This is a genomic window from Pseudoalteromonas sp. NH0006-46 (assembly GCF_057547735.1).
The window spans coordinates 922,716-941,234 of sequence record NZ_BAAJML010000001.1 but is presented as its reverse complement, the minus strand read 5'-3'; the positions used below and the strand labels follow the sequence as shown (position 1 = coordinate 941,234).

At 40.2% G+C, this 18,519-nt stretch carries 19 protein-coding genes; 2 read left to right on the top strand and 17 right to left on the bottom strand.

Annotated elements, in window-relative coordinates:
• The first annotated feature begins 117 nt into the window (after positions 1-117).
• On the top strand, positions 118-804 hold the full coding sequence (locus AC27I2_RS04390; protein WP_004588805.1) for a heavy metal response regulator transcription factor: 687 nt from the start codon (positions 118-120) through the stop codon (positions 802-804).
• Positions 794-2,191, top strand: coding sequence for a heavy metal sensor histidine kinase (locus AC27I2_RS04385; protein WP_055018910.1), 1,398 nt, complete (start codon positions 794-796; stop codon positions 2,189-2,191). The genes AC27I2_RS04390 and AC27I2_RS04385 overlap by 11 nt, the downstream gene beginning before the upstream one ends.
• A 317-nt stretch (positions 2,192-2,508) precedes the next feature.
• Here AC27I2_RS04385 and AC27I2_RS04380 read toward each other — a convergent pair whose 3' ends face one another.
• The 17 genes from AC27I2_RS04380 to AC27I2_RS04300 all read right to left on the bottom strand — a co-directional run bounded on the left by AC27I2_RS04380 (position 2,509) and on the right by AC27I2_RS04300 (position 18,516).
• Positions 2,509-3,924 (bottom strand): UvrD-helicase domain-containing protein, encoded by a 1,416-nt coding sequence (locus AC27I2_RS04380; RefSeq protein WP_138569925.1) that lies wholly within the window; start codon positions 3,922-3,924, stop codon positions 2,509-2,511.
• Between the two features lie 9 nt (positions 3,925-3,933).
• A complete protein-coding gene (locus AC27I2_RS04375; RefSeq protein ID WP_138569924.1) occupies positions 3,934-5,643 on the bottom strand; it encodes an ATP-dependent nuclease in 1,710 nt (569 codons plus the stop codon).
• A gap of 458 nt (positions 5,644-6,101) precedes the next feature.
• Positions 6,102-7,133, bottom strand: coding sequence for an IS630 family transposase (locus AC27I2_RS04370; RefSeq protein ID WP_243533192.1), 1,032 nt, complete (start codon positions 7,131-7,133; stop codon positions 6,102-6,104).
• A gap of 273 nt (positions 7,134-7,406) precedes the next feature.
• Positions 7,407-7,757, bottom strand: a complete 351-nt coding sequence (locus tag AC27I2_RS04365) for a hypothetical protein (protein WP_004589646.1) — start codon at positions 7,755-7,757, stop codon at positions 7,407-7,409.
• A gap of 50 nt (positions 7,758-7,807) precedes the next feature.
• On the bottom strand, positions 7,808-8,179 hold the full coding sequence (locus AC27I2_RS04360; RefSeq protein WP_008467865.1) for a hypothetical protein: 372 nt from the start codon (positions 8,177-8,179) through the stop codon (positions 7,808-7,810).
• Positions 8,180-8,189: 10 nt separating this feature from the next.
• Complete coding sequence (locus AC27I2_RS04355; protein WP_008467863.1) at positions 8,190-8,612, bottom strand: hypothetical protein; 423 nt, start codon at positions 8,610-8,612, stop codon at positions 8,190-8,192.
• A complete protein-coding gene (locus AC27I2_RS04350) occupies positions 8,596-9,261 on the bottom strand; it encodes a methyltransferase family protein (RefSeq protein WP_004589269.1) in 666 nt (221 codons plus the stop codon). Before AC27I2_RS04350 ends, AC27I2_RS04355 begins: the two co-directional genes overlap by 17 nt.
• On the bottom strand, positions 9,254-9,589 hold the full coding sequence (locus tag AC27I2_RS04345; protein WP_016899208.1) for a DUF2933 domain-containing protein: 336 nt from the start codon (positions 9,587-9,589) through the stop codon (positions 9,254-9,256). The genes AC27I2_RS04350 and AC27I2_RS04345 overlap by 8 nt, the downstream gene beginning before the upstream one ends.
• 9 nt (positions 9,590-9,598) lie before the next feature.
• Positions 9,599-9,952 (bottom strand): cupredoxin domain-containing protein, encoded by a 354-nt coding sequence (locus AC27I2_RS04340; RefSeq protein ID WP_028834966.1) that lies wholly within the window; start codon positions 9,950-9,952, stop codon positions 9,599-9,601.
• Between the two features lie 11 nt (positions 9,953-9,963).
• A complete protein-coding gene (locus AC27I2_RS04335; RefSeq protein WP_028834967.1) occupies positions 9,964-12,207 on the bottom strand; it encodes a heavy metal translocating P-type ATPase in 2,244 nt (747 codons plus the stop codon).
• 101 nt (positions 12,208-12,308) lie between these two features.
• Positions 12,309-12,722: a MerR family transcriptional regulator gene (locus AC27I2_RS04330; RefSeq protein ID WP_008467855.1), complete on the bottom strand. Its 414-nt coding sequence runs from the start codon at positions 12,720-12,722 to the stop codon at positions 12,309-12,311.
• Positions 12,723-13,021: 299 nt separating this feature from the next.
• Positions 13,022-13,444, bottom strand: coding sequence for a hypothetical protein (locus AC27I2_RS04325; RefSeq protein ID WP_010558026.1), 423 nt, complete (start codon positions 13,442-13,444; stop codon positions 13,022-13,024).
• A 617-nt stretch (positions 13,445-14,061) separates the two neighbouring features.
• The gene (locus tag AC27I2_RS04320; RefSeq protein ID WP_028834968.1) at positions 14,062-14,928 is read right to left on the bottom strand and encodes a copper resistance protein B; all 867 of its coding nucleotides are present in this window, start codon (positions 14,926-14,928) and stop codon (positions 14,062-14,064) included.
• Entirely contained in the window at positions 14,925-16,748 is a 1,824-nt protein-coding gene (locus AC27I2_RS04315; protein ID WP_010558029.1) for a copper resistance system multicopper oxidase, read from the bottom strand. Before AC27I2_RS04315 ends, AC27I2_RS04320 begins: the two co-directional genes overlap by 4 nt.
• A 27-nt stretch (positions 16,749-16,775) precedes the next feature.
• Entirely contained in the window at positions 16,776-17,246 is a 471-nt protein-coding gene (locus tag AC27I2_RS04310) for a YybH family protein (RefSeq protein WP_021032425.1), read from the bottom strand.
• A 15-nt stretch (positions 17,247-17,261) separates the two neighbouring features.
• Complete coding sequence (locus AC27I2_RS04305) at positions 17,262-18,149, bottom strand: copper resistance D family protein (RefSeq protein WP_010558031.1); 888 nt, start codon at positions 18,147-18,149, stop codon at positions 17,262-17,264.
• Positions 18,150-18,168: 19 nt separating this feature from the next.
• Positions 18,169-18,516: a copper resistance CopC family protein gene (locus AC27I2_RS04300; RefSeq protein ID WP_010558032.1), complete on the bottom strand. Its 348-nt coding sequence runs from the start codon at positions 18,514-18,516 to the stop codon at positions 18,169-18,171.
• Between the last annotated feature and the right edge of the window lie 3 nt (positions 18,517-18,519).

The following is an 18,519-nucleotide window of genomic DNA, read 5'->3' as shown; positions in this document are numbered from 1 at the left end:
TGTCTTAAACATGACGCGAACATTACAAAGTTGTAATGTTGGTGTCATGTTGCTGTAGTGACAGATACTGCATAATATTTGCAGAGGTAGTTGTTAGGACTTTAATGAAGGAATTGTATGCGCTTATTAGTTGTTGAAGATGAATCAAAGACAGGAGATTATTTAAAACAGGGGCTAAGTGAAGCTGGTTTTCAGGTTTCTTTGGCGCGCAATGGACTTGACGGTCATCACCTAGCAATGACCGACTTATTTGATGTAATAATACTTGATGTCATGTTACCTGACGTATCCGGTTGGAAAATTTTACAGTCGCTACGTGAAGCAGATAACAAAACCCCAGTACTATTTTTATCTGCTCGCGATAGTATAGACGATAGAGTAAAGGGGCTCGAACTTGGTGCTGATGACTATTTAATAAAGCCTTTTGCTTTTGCTGAAGTTTTAGCAAGAGTACGCACTCTTATTCGCCGTGGTGTAGTACAAACAGTTGACGATATACTGATAGTTGCTGATTTAGAAATGGATATTCCAAAGCGAAAAATACAACGTGCAGGCAAGCGTATTTTATTGAGTAATAAAGAGTTTAGCTTACTTGAACTATTGTTACGGCGCGAAGGTGAAGTACTGCCACGTTCGTTAATTGCTTCTCAAGTATGGGATATGAATTTTGATAGCGACACCAATGTGATTGATGTTGCCATTCGTAGGCTAAGAGCAAAAGTTGATGATGACTTTACTGTTAAATTAATTCATACGGTTCGTGGTATGGGCTATAAATTAGAGGTTGAAACTGATGGCTATTAAGTCACGGCCTTTATCACTTACGATGCGTGTTGTGTTGTTTGTCGCTGTAACCGTTATTGCGTGCTTAACTTTAGTTGCCACCTTAATAAATAGTTCGATAAAACATCATTTTTTCCAGCAAGATAGTAGTGAACTGCATGTTATTAATCAATCTATTGAATTAGTTTTAAGACAACAGTATAAATCAAACCTGAAACTTAAAAATGAATTATCTAACGCTGTAGCGGGTCATCACGGTGTTTACTATCAGGTAAATACCGCAAAAGGAGAGCTCATTTTTCAAAGTTCTGAACGAGATTTTAGTGATTTTGTAATGAGTGCTAATGCTTCAGCTGGCTTTAACCGTAACAACATTACCTCATGGCAAAATGATACCCACACCTACCGAGCTCTGGTGAGTAATTTAAGTACTGGGCAACAGCAATACAAAATTACTACAGCGATAGACATGAGCTTTCATTTACACTTTCTCAATCAATTTCAACAAAGTCTTTGGGCTATTATGTTTGGCTCTGCGGTACTCATTTTATTGGTGGCTTGGTTTGCTATACATCAAGGATTGAACCCTTTACGAGGTTTGAGTCAGAAAATGCATGACATCCAAACTAATAAGATGGATGTAAGGCTTGATGAAAATAAAGTGCCTATTGAGCTTGTTAATATGGTGCAGTCGTTTAACTCGATGCTCGACAGGCTCCAAGGTGAATTTATTCGTTTATCAAATTTCTCTAGTGATATTGCGCATGAGTTACGTACTCCACTAACAAATATAATCACTCAAACACAGGTTGGTTTATCTAAAAAAAGACAGTTGTTAGAGTATCAAGAATTATTGTTTTCTAATCTAGAAGAGCTGGAACGACTAACTAAGATGGTTAGTGATATGCTTTGGCTTGCAAAAACTCAGAATGGACTGGTTAAACCCGTTCAAAATACTCTAAAAAGCCATGATGAAATTGAAGCATTATTTGAGTACTTTGATGCTTTGGCTGAAGACTCATTGATTACATTTAAGAAAAAAGGTCAAAACCTTTGTTTTTATTGTGACAAATTACACTTTCGCCAATTATTATCAAACCTCCTATCCAATGCAATAAGGTATGCCCCAAAAGGCTCATCAATCACAGTAAATAGTGAAATATTTACCGCTGAAAAAATATGTATTTCAGTGATTAATACTGGGGAGAGAATACCTTCTGAGCATTTACCTTATTTATTTGACCGCTTTTATCGACCCGATAAATCGCGCCAACGACACAGCGATGGAGCTGGTTTAGGGCTTGCAATAGTTAAAGCTCTAGCGCAAGCAAACGGTGGAAATATAGAGGTCAGTTCAAATAATCAAACTACCAGCTTTAAAGTTTTTCTAAATTTAGCTAAAAGCTAATTATTAAATTTAATAACCCAATGTTTGCTTGTACCTCTAGACTTCCCAGCTTTCATTAAACACCGGTTTATAAACTTAAAGTACAAAACGGAAGTAAACTTCCGGTTTCTAACCCAATATTGCTATATTTCGGAAGCAAACTTCCGCTTATAGGAATTCAAAGGTAGTTATCGGAAATATACTTCTGTTTTTTGAAAGCGTTAACCTAGATAGCTATATGAGCCATTTTTCGGGGTCTTATTTGAGCGAAAAGCGGAGGGTCGGGTAAACTCGTTTTTGGACAAAAACGAGTTGGCTGAACAGTTGCAAAGAAGCAATTATGGAAGTGCTGTAGTAGAGCTTGCAATAGATATGGTTTTAGCACCTCTTGATAAGGCAACATATAAATTTTGGCTATTCATGTTAGTAACATCAATGATTAAACTGTGATCTGCTTCCAAGCCCTTGAGTAACAGAGTACTACCTATAGCCAAATTAGGAATACGGGTGTCACCTCGTTGACGTAGAATTTCTCTGGCTTTTTCCATACCCTGCTTGAAGCTCAAGGATGGATCGCAAACAACGCTATTAATGGCACTATTTAATGCCCTGAATGCCGCACGTCGATAGACTCTAATATTATTGTCAGCATCAACAGCATTCATAATTGCCAAAAAGTTAGCCGCTGCTTTCGTTTGAATAAATGCGACTATTGCTGCTTCGGTCAGGCTTGGTGCGCTTCTGTTTCTACCTGCTAATATTGTCCTTATTCTTGGAATCCAAGTTGAAGCACCAATTCCGGTAGCCAGTGCTCCAAAAATATTGACTACGCTAGTCGCTAATTGCTCGCCTAGTTCAACATCTAGCTGTCCAGCAAAAGTAATTAAATCTCTTAAATCAACGGGTTCAACCACATTAATCCCGTTATTTTGACTCGCATATAAATGTCTTGAGTTTGCGTTTATTGAATCACCAATAACTAACAGAGAATCTTGCGGATAAGCGTTTCTAAGCTGGTATTGTGCTGTACTCTTCAATCGCATATTTTCTTGATGATTTTGGCTTAGTTGAATATGCGATACCGAGTTAGGGCTATGCCTTAAATCAATACTGTTTCCGGTTATCAATCTCCTACGGCATTCCAACACCCACTCACCTAGCTCTTGGTTTTGTACGTTTATCCAGCGCCAAGGTGTATTCAACTCGGTTAGCAGCGGGAAATGATTTAAGACCTGACCTTGCCAATTAGGAATCTGCGTACCTCTAAAATTGAAAATCAACTGCATTGGATCCCCTAAAACTGTAGTTGGGATGCACTGTGCAATAGAGCAAACAATATTGTGTTGTTCTTGGTTACAGTCTTGGTATTCATCAACAATCAGACGTGAGTATGATGCTCTGATCACTTCATGCAGACTTCCAGTAGCCAAGTAACGACTCACCACACTTCTTAATTCAGGGTAATACGTTCGAGAGTTTTCAACGGGTGAGGCTATTTGACAATTGTGGCTAAAACTACTCGCGATTCTCACAGACCAGCCATCAATGGTCGATAATACGTAATTTTTTGCAGGAACTCTTGCTCTAGTCAGCCTCTTTCGAAGAGCAGTAACGCCAGCATTTGTATGGGTTAAAACCAAATATGGCTTAATAGTTGGAATCGCTAAAACTTCAACTATGAGTTGAGTTTTTCCGCATCCTGCTGGAGCTTCAATAGCCCCAATTTCATTTTCTAATATGATTTCTGCTGACACTTTTAGTCCCTATTGTCGTGCCCACGCAAGAAGATTATCTAACACTTGAGTGAAAACTGGTTGAATCCATTGTTTGTTAGGCCAAAGAACTGTTTCTGCGACATTTTCCATAGGCTCAATGTCTTTGTACCATTCTTTTTTCTTTGCTGATAGACCAAGATACGATCGATGAGCATCTTGAGGAGTCTGGGTACAAATTGTGAGGTTCAGCTGATTTTCAGTTGCGTTGGTAATGTGTGCATTTACCGCGACATTAGTTTTTCTCTCAACTGCAATATTTAACAATTGCGGAATGAGATTAAGGTGGCAGTTATTAAATATTGCCTGCTCAGTAGCTTGGCTATCCCCCCATTCAAACATAGGTATGCCAAGTTTCATTGCTTCTGTGATAGATGCTTGCTGCTGGTCATTAATATCTGAATCTTTGAATATTGAAACAGAGTAGCTCAATTCATTGAAGACTTTGGCTCGCTTAAACATATGACTGCCGCCTCCATCTGCATGCATGACACCAAGCGATTCAATACTGTGCCGCCCTTGGCTTTGCTCTACCGCATCGACACCTTTCAGAAGTCCTATTTCAGTTTTACCTTCACAAACTATTACTTTATTACTCAAGAATGCTTCAGCACATACTCGCAAAGTCGATTGATGCTCGTCGCTATCATTCATTGAATACATCAGGTGACTTATTTGAGGTTGCCTCGCTACTGATGACTTCCTCAAAATATGTATCTGTGACGATTTTAATTCTCGAAGAACATATGGGGAATGAGTTGTGATAAATACTTGCTGTGTTGGTTGCTGTTCTTTTGCACCGATTTCTTTTAATAAGCGACTAATTCTAAATGGTTCTAAGCCAAATTCTACCTCATCAATTATCAACAGTTTTGAGGTGGAAACCAATTTTTGAAGTCCCGCTAAAAGCAATCTAGTAGAGCCGGTACCCATTTGCCTAATTGGCGTTGCATTAACATCATGTAAGCTCACTGCGCCATGCGAGACAGAAACACTCGACACATCAAGTAAAGCTTGAAGCTCACCTACATTTACCCCAAGCGCAGATGCTACACCTTGAACACTTGCGAGGACATTGCTAATCCCATCCACATCTTGTTGTGCAAAGGATTGTCTGGCATTGCGAGAAACTTCGGCAAGTACTTCACTTACATCAAATCTATCTTCTAATAGCTTGTTTAGAAGTGAATTACGCCCCCACGTAAAATGGCGCGAAGACCCTTCTCCTAATCTAGTAGGTGATATTAGCTCCCTGTGACTCCAAGGAAGTCGCTTCTCTAATCCTTCCAAAGCAGCGCGATTTGAATATAAACCCCAGTCTGGATCTAAACCTTTATCCACGACCAACCTAACTGTAATAACAGTTTCAGTGCCTACTTGAGGCTCATCATAGAATTCCTGAGTAGTAATATTGTAAGAACGGAGAAAGCTGCCATAGCGCTCAATGCTGAGAAGCTCATTACTTAAGCACCCTAAAGTGACATAGATTTCAATTGGGTTATCCACATTGGAGTTATGGAAGTCAGCATCAGTAAAACTAATATTGCGCCTTGCGCCAAGACAAAAGTCTATTGCATCAAGGATGGAAGACTTTCCTGAGTCGCCCGGACCAATGATACAATTAACACCTTCAGTTGGATACCAATCCAAAGATTGAATACCTCTGAAATTACGTATACAGATGTGACGAATAAGCGACATGAAGCTTCCTGACTTGATTTTCCTTTTATTGCAGAAACATATCTAAATTTGCAACAAAAAGCAAAGCCCCGCTGATTCCATTTCAATAACGTGGAATAAAAAAATAAAAAGGTCTGTTCCTCTTTAAATAGCCTATTGCCATTTACGCAATTCCTTGTCTGCTTATTTAATGTCTAAATACATCAACCATAGGATCAGTAAGTGCATTTTTAGCCATTGTTGATAGCTATTCAACTCGTAATGGGGCAGAAACGAGTTAATCATGAATGACTGCTCATGGCACTTAGCCAAACTTCGGCAAAGAGCGAATAGCGGACATCAACGTTCACTTCAGCATTACCGAATACTGAACGGTTTTGAGCTAAAGTTTTTGCGCGGCACATGGAAAAGAACTGCGTAGAGTTTGGTGCCAGATGCAAGTCCATGCTAGGGATTTACTGCTGACTAAATAACTGATCCTAATTGTGATACACCTGCTTCAAGCCATGCTTGCCACCTGGGAACGGAGCCGCTGTGTCCATAAAGTGGTATACCTGCTCCAGTAAGTCATCCATGTTCTTACACTGATGGTTACGGGTTATCGTTTCATGCAACGCATGCCATAGCTTTTCAATTTTGTTGTGCCACGGGCTGTATACCGGTAAAAACAAGAGCTTGAACTTTGGGTTCTCATTCAGCCATTTCTGCGTTTTTTTGCTCTTATGGATGATGTAATTATCCACAATTAGCGTGATACTTTTCGCTCGCCGGTATTGCCCTTTCAGTTGCTCCAACAGCGCAATAAACAAATCACTGGTCTTGCGCTCACCACCAACATAACTGATTTGTCCTGTCTGGCTGTGCAGTGCCCCCGCCAGATAGTGTTTCTTATTCTGGCCGGGTGTAGCTACCTTACGCTGTTTACCTTTAAAGCCCCAGTCGGCACCAATCTTCGGATTCAGGTGGATATCCACCTCATCCTGATAAAACACCGGATGGTCCACGCTGCAATTTTCAAGTGCCTCCCGCATGGCTGCTAACTTAGCTTCTTTATCTGGGTCTTGGATATACAGCGTCGGTGCCGCACGACGCCAGACGATGCCGACTTGTGGCAACCACCGCCTGAGAGTTGAGCTATGAATAACGATACGGTAAAGCTTATGCAGTAGCAGTGCGAATAATTCACTACTCCAACGCGACCGCTGATAACCCAGTGTCCTGGGTACATGGTTCACCAACACACCGCAGATAAAGCCTTTGGGCTGACTTGGTGGTCGCCCAGCACCCTTGGTTTTAAGGCCATCTATACCTGCTGCTTCATACCAGGTTACCCACCGGTTTACTGATGAACGGCCTGCTTGCAAAACACGGGCTACTTGCGACTTGGTTTCACCTTTTAGCACCAATAACACCGCATTTGCCCGGCGGCACAGGTCTTTATCTCGGGTTTTATGTACAATTTTCTTCAAGCGGCGGGTTTCTGCGCCGTATAAAAATGCTATTTTGTTCATACTCAATGCGGTTGTTGATTGGTTATGTTTGGCGACTGATCTGATCGCGCAAACCGCATTGAGTTCCCTTCCTCGGGTGATCTACTATTTGGAACAGCTATTTAGGATGCCAGCCCATACCTTTCTAATTCATATGTAACATTTTTTCTGTCGTACTGGCATCAAGATAACCAGAACTGAGCAAACAATCTCAAAGGTTGTACAAAATAACACTAAAGTTTTTTCATTAAGTTTTATTGTTATGCTCTTGTGGTGGCTTTCGCCACCACTTTATTAGTTTTCAAGTTCCACCATATCTTTCGCTGCAATGTCACCAGACACTAGCTTTACAGTTGCGAAATGATCATTCACAATTTTAGTAATTTGTACCGTTCCTACCTTTTCGATAGTGTAGGGATCTTCACCTTCACTCAATACTATTCTTTCATGGAATCTAATAACACTGTATTTTTGCCCAACCTCTGCGCCATGCTTAGCACCAATACAGATTAGAGTTCGATTATCAGAACTTTCTACTACCTGACCTCTCATCATGTATTTATGATAAAAAGTGGTATTGGAACAACCCACTAAATATAAACCGAATGTAAGCAATAAAAGAGCTTTTATATAGGGTGTTTTCATCACTGTTACCTCATTTGACTAACTAATTATCTATACACTTTTTTATGAATTCATTTGTTTTTCCGGCCAGCCCCCGAAGGTGCTTGATGACAACTCCAAGGCTTATGAACAGAGTTATCTTTGATGTTCTGATCAACAAATTTATAGTAACTTTCTTTAGTATGTGTCCACCAATCATCATGAACATCTGCGCCATACTTACGGATTACCTCCTCAATCCCATCAAGGCTTACGTTTGCGGCATCATAGGCAAGGTGTATTTCACCTTCTTTGATGTTGTAACTAACTTCATCTATACCAAAAAGCTGATCTATTTCTTTTACTAACTCGTCACAGCTTTCTTCTGTGACATTGCTAAGCTTTAGGTTTCGAACAACTAAATTTTGCTCTTTAACGCCAACTCTATGATTTAAATCGCTCATAATTTTTCTCCTAATGTTTGTGTGAATGCTGTTGATTGCTATCTTTCATTTCTTCCATTTTACGGTTCATCTGCGGCATCATGTTCCCCATCATTTCTAAATGATGTTCAGCCATCTTGATTTGTTGATGCATTGGCATTTCTTCCATGTTTTTGTGCATGGATTGCATCATCTTCATCATTGAACGGTGATGTTCAACCATCATCTGCTGTTGCTTTTCAGGATCTTTTTCAGTTTTAATGGCATGGACTTCCTTTTTCATTTCCATCATCTTTTTGTGCATTTCTCCCATGTTCTCATGTGGTATTGCCATGCCTTGATGCATATCAGCTTTGTTCGCACCTTCATGTTTATGCTCATTGTTTTGGGCAAATGAGCTAGTGGTTATCAGTAGTGAACTAATAAATAAAATTGATTTAGTTAACGTTTTCATGATTTTTACCTTCTACACTTTTATTAAAATTTGGGATCCAACTTGGTGTCGATTCCATATACCTGTGGTACTCCGAACCAAACTCAGCAATCGCTTGTGCTTCTTCGCGTTTCGCTAGCTCGACGTAAACAACGACTAAGATCGGAAACATCGCAAGTGTTGGGATTGTCGGCCACTGCAATAAAAAGCCGAACATGATTAGAATGAAAGCTACATACTGTGGGTGGCGACACCTTGCATACCATCCAGTTGTAGCCAATTGATGATGTTTTTGCGCGTGATGCAATACATTCCATGCTGAAGACAACATAAAGAAACCTGCAACAATAAACACCATACTCACTATATGAAATGGGTCCCAATGGGCATCACCTTGAAATCCAAAGAAAGTATGTAATAAATGCCCATTTTCATGCGCAAAGAAATTTACTTCTGGATAGGTCTCCGTCAGCCACCCCGACAGAAAATAGATAGTTAAAGGAAAGCCATACATTTCAGTAAATAGGGCAACAATAAAGGCAGAGAACGCGCTTAGACTTCTCCAATCAGTTGATGTTTTTGGTTTGACAAAACTAAAGGCAAAAAAGATAAAAATTGCTGAGTTCAGTATCACCATCGACCATAAGCCATAATCATATGTTTCATTCATCACTGCTTTCCTTTTTATGTGATTCCTTACGTGCCTTTTCTAACCCTTGTATGTAGCCATCGTGATAGGCTGCATTTTTATCCGTGAGTTCTTGAAAGCTCTCTTCCTTTTTTTCATCAGGCGCATGTGAATGATCGTGACCATGTTTACCATGACTGCCATGCATAAATACGTGCATCAAGGGGCATAGCAATAAAATCAAGTAGGGAAGAAATTGCAGCATATGTTGACCATGCTCAAGCACTAAGAAGTAGGTCACTGCGGCAATAAGTGCCAGTGCAGCCCAGCCTGTAGGTGTTGACCAAAAATTAGGGTGTTGATTTTTCATATTGCCCTCCTAAACGACTTTTAAGACACCGCGATACATTTGCATCTGACAGTGAAACTCATGCTCTCCCGGTGATAAGTTCAATAGGGTAATTTGAGTAATTTCATTTAATTTAAGCTGTTCGCTTATATCCAATGAAGGAATAAGCATTGTTTCAGCGCAGGGGGATTGATCTTTGCGCATAAACTTCAGAGTGACAGGTTGGCTAGCAGACACCTGAATTGAGGATGGGGAATACACACCACCCCTCACTTCAATGAGTACTTCATTACCTTGAACGATTGTTTTATTGGGTTTATATAGCCAAAACCACCAAACAATCAGCGCGATTAACATTAAGCCTAATAAGTTAATAACCATCATTGTGATTCTCCTTAATGCTCTTTTGCTTTAAAAAAGCGAAGTCGATTTGCATTTGACACTACAGTCAATGACGAAAACGCCATTGCAGCACCTGCAATTACAGGGCTAAGCAGAATGCCAAAGAAGGGATATAGAACCCCCGCAGCAAAAGGAATCCCGGCTACGTTATAGACAAACGCGCCAAACAAGTTTTGTTTGATATTTCGTAAAGTAGCTTTGCTTACCGCTATGGCATCAGCAAGGCCATGAAGTGAACCACGCATTAGGGTAATGTCAGCACTTTCGATAGCTACATCAGTCCCTGTGCCTATGGCGAAGCCAACATCGGCTAACGCTAGCGCAGGAGCATCGTTGATGCCATCTCCTGTCATACCAACAATTTCGCCGCCTTCTTGTAGCTCTTTCACCTTGTTGGCTTTATCTTCTGGCAGCACTTCAGCAAGAAACTCACTAATACCCGCTTTTTTAGCTACGGCGGCAGCGGTTTCCTTGTTATCACCCGTTAACATGATGACGCGTATACCATTAGCCTGAAGCCGTTTGATAGCAGAGATTGAGTCTGACTTGATAGGATCTGCAACAGCAATGATTGCTGCAAGTTCACCATCTACAGCAAAGTACATAGGTGTTTTGGCTTCTTTGGCTAAAGACTGTGCTTGTTCAACAAAGCCTGTGAGGTCTACGCCTTTTAACTTCATTAGTTTATCGTTTCCGAAAAGCAGGGCTTTGTTGTTGCAGCTTGCTTCTACACCAAAACCCGTAATGGCGTTAAAGGCTTCAATTTTTAGTAACTCAATATCCTGATCTAACGCACTTTCAACAATCGCTTGCGCTAAAGGATGCTCTGAGCCGCTTTCTAAACTTGCTGCAAGCTGTAGTACGTCTTTTTCGTCAGTAGCTTTTGCTAAAATAATATCGGTTACCTTAGGTGCCCCTTCAGTAATAGTGCCCGTTTTATCTAAAATCATGGCAGTGATTTTAGAGGCGGTTTGCAGTGCCTCACCGTTGCGAATAAGCACTCCGGCTTCTGCTGCTTTTCCTACTCCCACCATGACAGACATGGGTGTTGCCAAGCCTAAAGCACACGGGCAGGCAATAATAAGCACAGTAGTTGCTGAAACGATGGCAAAAGCAATGGCTGGCTCAGGTCCAAAGTTAAGCCATGCTAGCGCACTTAACACAGAGATAATCATCACGACAGGTACGAAAAAAGCTGAAATAACATCGGCCAAACGGCCAATCGGCGGTTTTGAATTTTGTGCTCGTTTCACCATATTGATGATTTGTGCAAGCGCCGTGTCTTTACCAACGCGTGTGGCTCTAAATAAAATCATGCCTGATTTGTTCAAAGTACCTGCGACAACCTCATCTTCTTCAGCTTTTTCAGCAGGCATAGGTTCGCCTGTCAGCATGGACTCATCAATAGAGGTGTGTCCTTCCAATACCACGCCATCGACGGGAATTTTTTCACCCGGTTTTACCTTCACAATATCGTTAAATAAAACCTGCTCAATACCTATCTGAACTTCTTTGTTGTCACGAACCACGGTTGCTGTTTTGGCTTGCAAGCCGATAAGACGTTTAATGGCCTCAGAGGTTTTACCTCTGGCTTTGATTTCTAATGCTAAACCTAAATCAATTAAGCCAATGATCATGGCGGTAGCTTCAAAATAAACATGCCGTGCCATCAATGGAACAGCGTCAGGTGCAAACACGACAACCATCGAATACAACCAAGCTGTACTTGTTCCTAAAGCTATTAGAGTGTCCATATTAGCGGAGTGGTTTTTAAAGCTTTTCCAAGCGCCAACATAAAAATGCTTACCTGAAAAATACATAACACCAAAAGTTAAAATGCCTACAACCAGCCAAGACATGCGCTCAAGGTTTGTTTCAACCGTCATTTCTCCAACCACAATGCTGTAGATCATCAAAGGAACGCCGAGTGAAAGGGCAATAAACGTATCGCGCATTAGCTTTTTGTAATATGCAAAATCCGCAGCCTCTTTCTCATCAAGCGCATCTGTTGCTGAGCTATCATCAATTGGCTTCGCGTTATACCCCACTGACTCAACAGCTTTGATCAACTCTTTTGTTTTAGCTGTCCCATAAACTGTTACTGTCCTATCAGCAAAATTCATTTCCGCACTGACGACTCCAAGAGTTGCCTTCAACGCCCCTTCAATTTTGCCTACACAGCTAGCACACCCAGCACCTTCAATGATAAGCTGTTGGTTATGTGATACTTTCTCCAACGTATTCTCCTTACTTTTACACGAAGAGGATTGAGCTTTTGCCTGACAGCAACAGCCTGATTCAGTTTTTATATTTGTGTTAGTAGCCATCCTTTTTCCTCCTATGCTTTTTTAATTTGCTCAAAGTTTTCGATGAGATGACAAACCATGTTTGCAGTCGGTGCTTTGTCTTCCATTTCTTCCCATCGAGAAAGCGCAGAAGACATTTTTCCTCGAAGTGCCAACATTGCTTGAAACTGCTTTTCTGTTTCTTCAAGCCGCTCTTTGATCAGGCTTCTGACTAATGGGCACGCACTTTTACCATCTTCAGATTCATTAATAATTTCCTTGATATCTGCAACGGAAAAACCAAGGTTTCTGGCACTTAAAATGAATTTAAGTCTCGATACTTCTTTATTCGAATATGACTTGTAGCCGTTCACTGACTTAGCAGGTTTTAACAATCCTAATCTGGTGTAATAGCGCACCGTATCAGCAGTCGTTCCAAGGCTTTTTGCCAGCTCCGCAACTTTCATATTCACTCCTCAGTTTTTTAGCTAAGTTTGTACTCTCATCTTCAGCTTAGACCTGTGTCTAAGACACAGGTCAAGTACTAATTCTAGTGAATAAGCTAAAAACTAATTTTTTGGTAAAAGAGAAATCTCGGTCAAAATCGACAGCATTAAGTACTGTAAATAGCAATAGTTTGAGCATGTTCATCATGCCTCCAAAAAATATTGTGCTAATTGTTCAAAACGGTTGGTAATTTAAACCAATCAGTAAATCGTTTTATTTTTGATGGGACTGGCGAAAAAAAGGCGCACTGATCCCGTGATTAGCCAATAATTGGTGGACGATAAAGTAAGAGATGGATACCAGATTTTGGTAGGGGTATACGCTGTAGAATTAGCTCAGAATGAATATTGCAAATACCTTCGTCTTGCGCTTCCACAAGATAGGCATTTAAATGAAAGCTTGTACAAAAACCGCCTTCACAACAAACACAATCACCAGCTTTACATTTTTCACAGTCTTCATCACCATGACGATTTTTAGAATCTTGCGAATTTTCAGTGTGATAGTGACTATTGTCATTCATTGATTGATGATGCATATTTTTGCTTGGTTGTATAATATGCGTGTCGGAAGATCCATTTTGATGTTCTTCACAATTCATTGGTTTAGCAATAGCAAAGCCATGCTGCGTAAGCAACAGAGTAATTACCACTATTTTAAACCACTTGAAAAGTCCAAACATTTTAATTCCTTATTTATCACCTACAATATTAGCCACTTTATAAAAATAATTTTATGATCTTGATCAACCTTTGAACTAAAACCTAAACTTTTTACTTTTTACTTTTTTAAACAGCTTTAACTTCACAAGTATAAAAGGGGTGTCTAATTTATACTTGTGAAGTTAAAGCCAAGCATGAGCACCATTAAAAGAAATAAAAACCCTACGCTCATAACTAGGTATTGAGTAATGGATCATTTTTCCAATTGTTCAGCTTTAAGCGCAGTACTTTGCAACAATCGGTTCTATCCCGGGCACATCCAATTCCCGTTCATCAAAAGTGATAAAATGGCCTATTGTACGTCTTTCAATGGCGATGTTTTTTGCCTTGACTCTTTAACCTTAACCATTCGCCAACTTTACTTCTTAGCTGATATTCCACCTTGATAGGTATACACCAGACTGGCACCGATTGAAAACAAGAAGTAGCTTACTATTACTGCTCTTAGTTCTTTCCAAAAAAACTATTAGCTAGGCCTTTCCTAACATAACTAAAATGGTTTAAATCCCAAAAAACGAAAGCTACCATCAATATAGTTGCGGTAGCTCTCATCAAGTCAATATAGTATTTCTTCATATCAGAGCCAGAACTTGATACCTGCAACAAAAGCAGTATCACGAGTACTTTGCCCATTTAACTTCGCAAAGTCGGCTGTATTACCAAATTTATTTGTCCACTCAACGCCAACATAGGGAGCAAACTGGCGGGTAAACTCATAACGAACCCGAAAACCAATAGCACTGCTAGACAAGCCACTACCAAGGTTATTTTGGACGTCATCCTTACCGTAAAGCGTCAACTCTGCTCGTGGTTGAACAATTAACTTTTGAGTAAGTAATAGCTCATACTCAGCTTCGATCGAAAATGCACTATTACCTTGCTCTCCTAAATACGCAGTCATATCAATTTCAAACCAGTAGGGGGCTAGACCTTGTAAACCAAAAGCTAGCCATTTGCGGTTTTCACCTTCGTTATTGTAATCAAGTCGAATACCGACTTGTGTATCCCAATAAGCAGATATTGCGTGGCCCCATAGAAAATCTGTTTGGTTCTCCTCTAAATTACCTTCGCTAAAATCTCCTTCAGTTTTGATGACTAATCTATCAAAAGTAGTGCCATACCATGCCTGAAAGTCAAAAACACCTGCGTTTGTTTGCTCATTATATTCAAGACGATCCCCTAGTAGCGCGTAAAATGAATGCTCATCTGCCAAAGTCAGTCGTTTGTCGCTACTGAGTGCATAAGGGCCTTCAGTCAAAGTTGTACCTGCTGCATAAGCATGGGGGTCTCTAGCATCTTTAGGTGCATCTCCACCTTGTGCTTGCATTTTAGAATCACCCATCTCAGTCATCTCATCTTTTGCAGATACAGATACAGATACACTTATAAGGGGCAAACCTATTAATAATAGTCTTAACGTATTGGTTAGTATTAATTTTTTCATGATACAACTACCTCTCTAAACATACCTGCATCCATGTGGAATAATAAATGGCAATGCCATGCCCAGCGACCTACGTCATGAGGTGTTGTTAAAAAACTAATTCTTTGCGCTGGTTGTACAGGGATAGTATGGCGACGAACCTGTACATCACCTTTTTCATTCTCCAAATCGCTCCACATACCATGCAGGTGCATGGGATGTGTCATCATTGTATCGTTTTGTAAAATAACTCTTAAACGTTGATTATGCTTCATGTGAACTGGCGTGCTTTTTCCAAATTCCAAGCCATCAAATGACCAGCTATAACGCTCCATGTTTCCAGTTAAATGTAATTCAATTTCAGCCTCTGGCTCTTGCTGGTTTGTAATTCCCTCAAGAGAATGTAAATCTGCAAGTGTTAAAACACGGCGTCCATTTTTACGTAAACCTATACCGGGATCATCAAGGTTTGTTCTAGGCATATCAACACGCATATCAACAGAAGCTCCATACTCTGTTTTTGCATGACGCACTTTAGTGCTAGCAACAGCTAATGGGTTTTTAGTCATTCCATGTTTACTATGATCCATTGCCATCGCTCCATGACCCATTGCACTATGATCCATTTTATTAGAATTCATGCCCGACATACCTGCCGTATCAGCCATTGTAGAATGCACACTATCATGGGTCATATTGCCCATCATATCTGTCATCGTTAACCACTCAACGGGGTCTAAAGAAGGTACTGGTGCATCAACGTTAGGTGCCATTGATAAAGTACCTTTAGCATAACCTGAGCGATCCATGCTTTGTGCAAAAATCGTATATGCATCATTTTTTGGCTCGACAAGTACATCATAAGTTTCACCGGGACCAAATCTAAATTCATCTACTGTCACAGGTTCAACATTTTGTCCATCAGCTTGTACAACTGTTAACTTCAGCTCAGGTATTCTTACATCAAAAAACGTATTGCTAGAACCGTTAATAAATCTAAGCCTAACCTTTTCGCCAGCTTTAAACATTCCACGCCAGTTTGTCAAAGGCGCACAACCATTCATTAAAAAAGTCATTGCAGATGCTGATAAGTCTGCAAGATCTGTAGGGTTCATTCTCATTTTATTCCACATTTCCCGGCGTTGTAGCGCATTTGAAACGCTGCTATTTGAAATGTCATCAAAAAACTCTGGAACAGTAGGTTGATTAAAGTTAAATACATCGCCCTGTACTTTTAACTTGCGAAACAAATCCATTGGGTCATCATCAGTCCAATCAGACAATTGGATGACATGCTCATTGTCAGCACTAATAATATCCTTTTCTCTTGGCTCAATAATTAATGCGCCGTACATACCTGTCATTTCTTGAAAGCCACTGTGTGAGTGATACCAATATGTGCCGCTTTGTTGCAGCTTAAATTTATAAACAAAGGTTTCACCCGGCATTATACCTTTAAAGCTAATACCCGGTACGCCATCCATTTGATACGGAAGAATGATCCCATGCCAATGAATTGAACTCGGCACTGATAATTTATTAGTTACCCTGATAGTAACGTCATCACCTTCTCTGAGGCGCAAGGTAGGAGCTGGTATTGAGCCATTGATTGTTGTAGCCATTCTTACAACACCTGTGAAGTTTACGGGTGACTCATCTATCACTAAATCTATTACTTCTCCACTTAGTTCGGGCGCAGTACCTGTTGAAGTTCCAGCAATCAAAGATGAAGCTGCATGAAGAACACTTGGAAAAGCAGCTAATACACCGCCAGCAATTACACCTTGTACAAAGCGTCTACGTGGCGTAGAAACTTGATGTAATGGACTTTTAATTCTCATTTTGTACTCCGTTATTTAACCAATAAATTAATGTGACCAATGAATGTGCTTAATCTTCCATTCACCATTTTGTTTTTCCAGCACTATCGTTTCCATGCCTTGATAATCGCGTTCAACACCTTTATGAGTACCTGTAGTTTGACTACGCGACGCAGAGATAGCGGTATTTCCAAGTATCGTCACTTGATGTTCAAGTGTGTCGCTCTTCATCGCTGCTAAATACTTCATATCCGACAACATATGATGATGAGCATATTCATCAGCGCTCCTTTCAACGCGGCCTCCCTCGAAAATGGTGACATCATCCGCTAACTGCGCTCTAGCCTGTTTTTGATTGCCAGTTTCAAGTGCTTGATGAAATGCCAAAACAACTTTTGCGGCAGGGGTATCTATACCTTTAAACAAACCTTTGTCTTTGTTCTTATCACCATGAGCGTTTGCTGCGAAACTAAACGTCATTAATAAAACGAGTAATATATTTATTGTTTTCATTTTCATTCTCTCTTTTAGGTTTTAATTTGCAGGGCCAACAACACTAGTAAGCCCAGCCGTTACAGATAAAATGGCAAAAGCTACTAGCATTTCTATCGAGATAGATTTAGATAAAGCCTCTCTGCCTTGACTATTTTTAAGTTGTGGAACGAGTATTAGTTTATGTTTAGCAGCAAGTGCCAAAATAGACACTACAAGGGCCAATTTAAACAACAGTGTTTGTCCGTAACTTGAGCTTATTAGTGCATCAAGACTTCCGACCAATTGAATCACGAGCCAGAGGCCTGCTACCAACAATAGGCTCACTGTAAAACTTGCTTGTTTGCCAAAGCTTTCCATCAGCAAATGAAGTTCTGCATAACTTAGCTGATGGCAAGCCTGTTTTAGTGGCAATAACGCCCCAAACCACCATGCCATAACGAGGACATGCAAAATAAGCAAGCCTTTTTCAATTGTGCCTAACTCAGAAATATGACCCAGTAACGTGAATGAGTATGCAAGGATTAATAAACTCAACATTAAAGCGCTTTGTTTTAAGTACGAGTTCACAGCGAGTTTGAACCTTAAAGCTAAAGCGATTATTGCGGTAACTAGCCCAAGCGCTCGAAGCAAAGCTCCAGTGCCGACAGAGGAGTCCCACATAATAGCCAATATATCAGCGTCTATCGCCCCCTGAATTCCCTCTTCTGCCATTGCACCAGTACTGGCAAAGAACCAAGTAATATTAGCGATCAAAGCCATAACTATATAAGTTCTTGTCCACGTTAAATTCGCTATTACAGTATTAGTATGAGATTCATTATTCTCAAATATTTGCCTGAAAAATGTATAACCAGCAATACAGGCAAAGCCGACGTAAAATACAATTTTTGACAGTACAATGACTGTATTCCAGATATACATTTCCATATCAATCACACCGCCTATTTTAGTGAACCATAAAGCCGAAGCTATGTTTCATTTTATGACCATCGTTACCTAAGAAGGTTACATCCACAGCATAGTTTGCAGGAGCTAATTTAGGTAGTTTCCATGTAAATTTGCTAGTAGCGACTTTAGAAGGCTCGAATCCAAATTTAAATTCTTCGCCTTGTTTATTGGCCAATGAAACTTTTACAACACGTACCTCTTTGGTGAACACCAAAGTTAACTCTTCTGGAGGATTCATTAGCATTGCATTATCAGCAGGCACACTTTTTTCAAGATGCACATGCGCAAATACCGCACTACTAAAAACGACACTGATTACGGTTAAAAATTTAATTAGTTTTTTCATATT

Excerpts from the sequence above, each read along its gene's own strand:
- AC27I2_RS04390 (WP_004588805.1), top strand. The coding sequence starts at position 118 with ATGCGCTTATTAGTTGTTGAAGATGAATCAAAGACAGGAGATTATTTA.
- AC27I2_RS04385 (WP_055018910.1), top strand. The coding sequence starts at position 794 with ATGGCTATTAAGTCACGGCCTTTATCACTTACGATGCGTGTTGTGTTG.
- AC27I2_RS04375 (WP_138569924.1), bottom strand. The coding sequence starts at position 5,643 with ATGTCGCTTATTCGTCACATCTGTATACGTAATTTCAGAGGTATTCAA.
- AC27I2_RS04370 (WP_243533192.1), bottom strand. The coding sequence starts at position 7,133 with ATGAACAAAATAGCATTTTTATACGGCGCAGAAACCCGCCGCTTGAAG.
- AC27I2_RS04365 (WP_004589646.1), bottom strand. The coding sequence starts at position 7,757 with ATGAAAACACCCTATATAAAAGCTCTTTTATTGCTTACATTCGGTTTA.
- AC27I2_RS04360 (WP_008467865.1), bottom strand. The coding sequence starts at position 8,179 with ATGAGCGATTTAAATCATAGAGTTGGCGTTAAAGAGCAAAATTTAGTT.
- AC27I2_RS04355 (WP_008467863.1), bottom strand. The coding sequence starts at position 8,612 with ATGAAAACGTTAACTAAATCAATTTTATTTATTAGTTCACTACTGATA.
- AC27I2_RS04350 (WP_004589269.1), bottom strand. The coding sequence starts at position 9,261 with ATGAATGAAACATATGATTATGGCTTATGGTCGATGGTGATACTGAAC.
- AC27I2_RS04345 (WP_016899208.1), bottom strand. The coding sequence starts at position 9,589 with ATGAAAAATCAACACCCTAATTTTTGGTCAACACCTACAGGCTGGGCT.
- AC27I2_RS04340 (WP_028834966.1), bottom strand. The coding sequence starts at position 9,952 with ATGATGGTTATTAACTTATTAGGCTTAATGTTAATCGCGCTGATTGTT.
- AC27I2_RS04330 (WP_008467855.1), bottom strand. The coding sequence starts at position 12,722 with ATGAAAGTTGCGGAGCTGGCAAAAAGCCTTGGAACGACTGCTGATACG.
- AC27I2_RS04325 (WP_010558026.1), bottom strand. The coding sequence starts at position 13,444 with ATGTTTGGACTTTTCAAGTGGTTTAAAATAGTGGTAATTACTCTGTTG.
- AC27I2_RS04320 (WP_028834968.1), bottom strand. The coding sequence starts at position 14,928 with ATGAAAAAATTAATACTAACCAATACGTTAAGACTATTATTAATAGGT.
- AC27I2_RS04315 (WP_010558029.1), bottom strand. The coding sequence starts at position 16,748 with ATGAGAATTAAAAGTCCATTACATCAAGTTTCTACGCCACGTAGACGC.
- AC27I2_RS04310 (WP_021032425.1), bottom strand. The coding sequence starts at position 17,246 with ATGAAAATGAAAACAATAAATATATTACTCGTTTTATTAATGACGTTT.
- AC27I2_RS04305 (WP_010558031.1), bottom strand. The coding sequence starts at position 18,149 with ATGGAAATGTATATCTGGAATACAGTCATTGTACTGTCAAAAATTGTA.
- AC27I2_RS04300 (WP_010558032.1), bottom strand. The coding sequence starts at position 18,516 with ATGAAAAAACTAATTAAATTTTTAACCGTAATCAGTGTCGTTTTTAGT.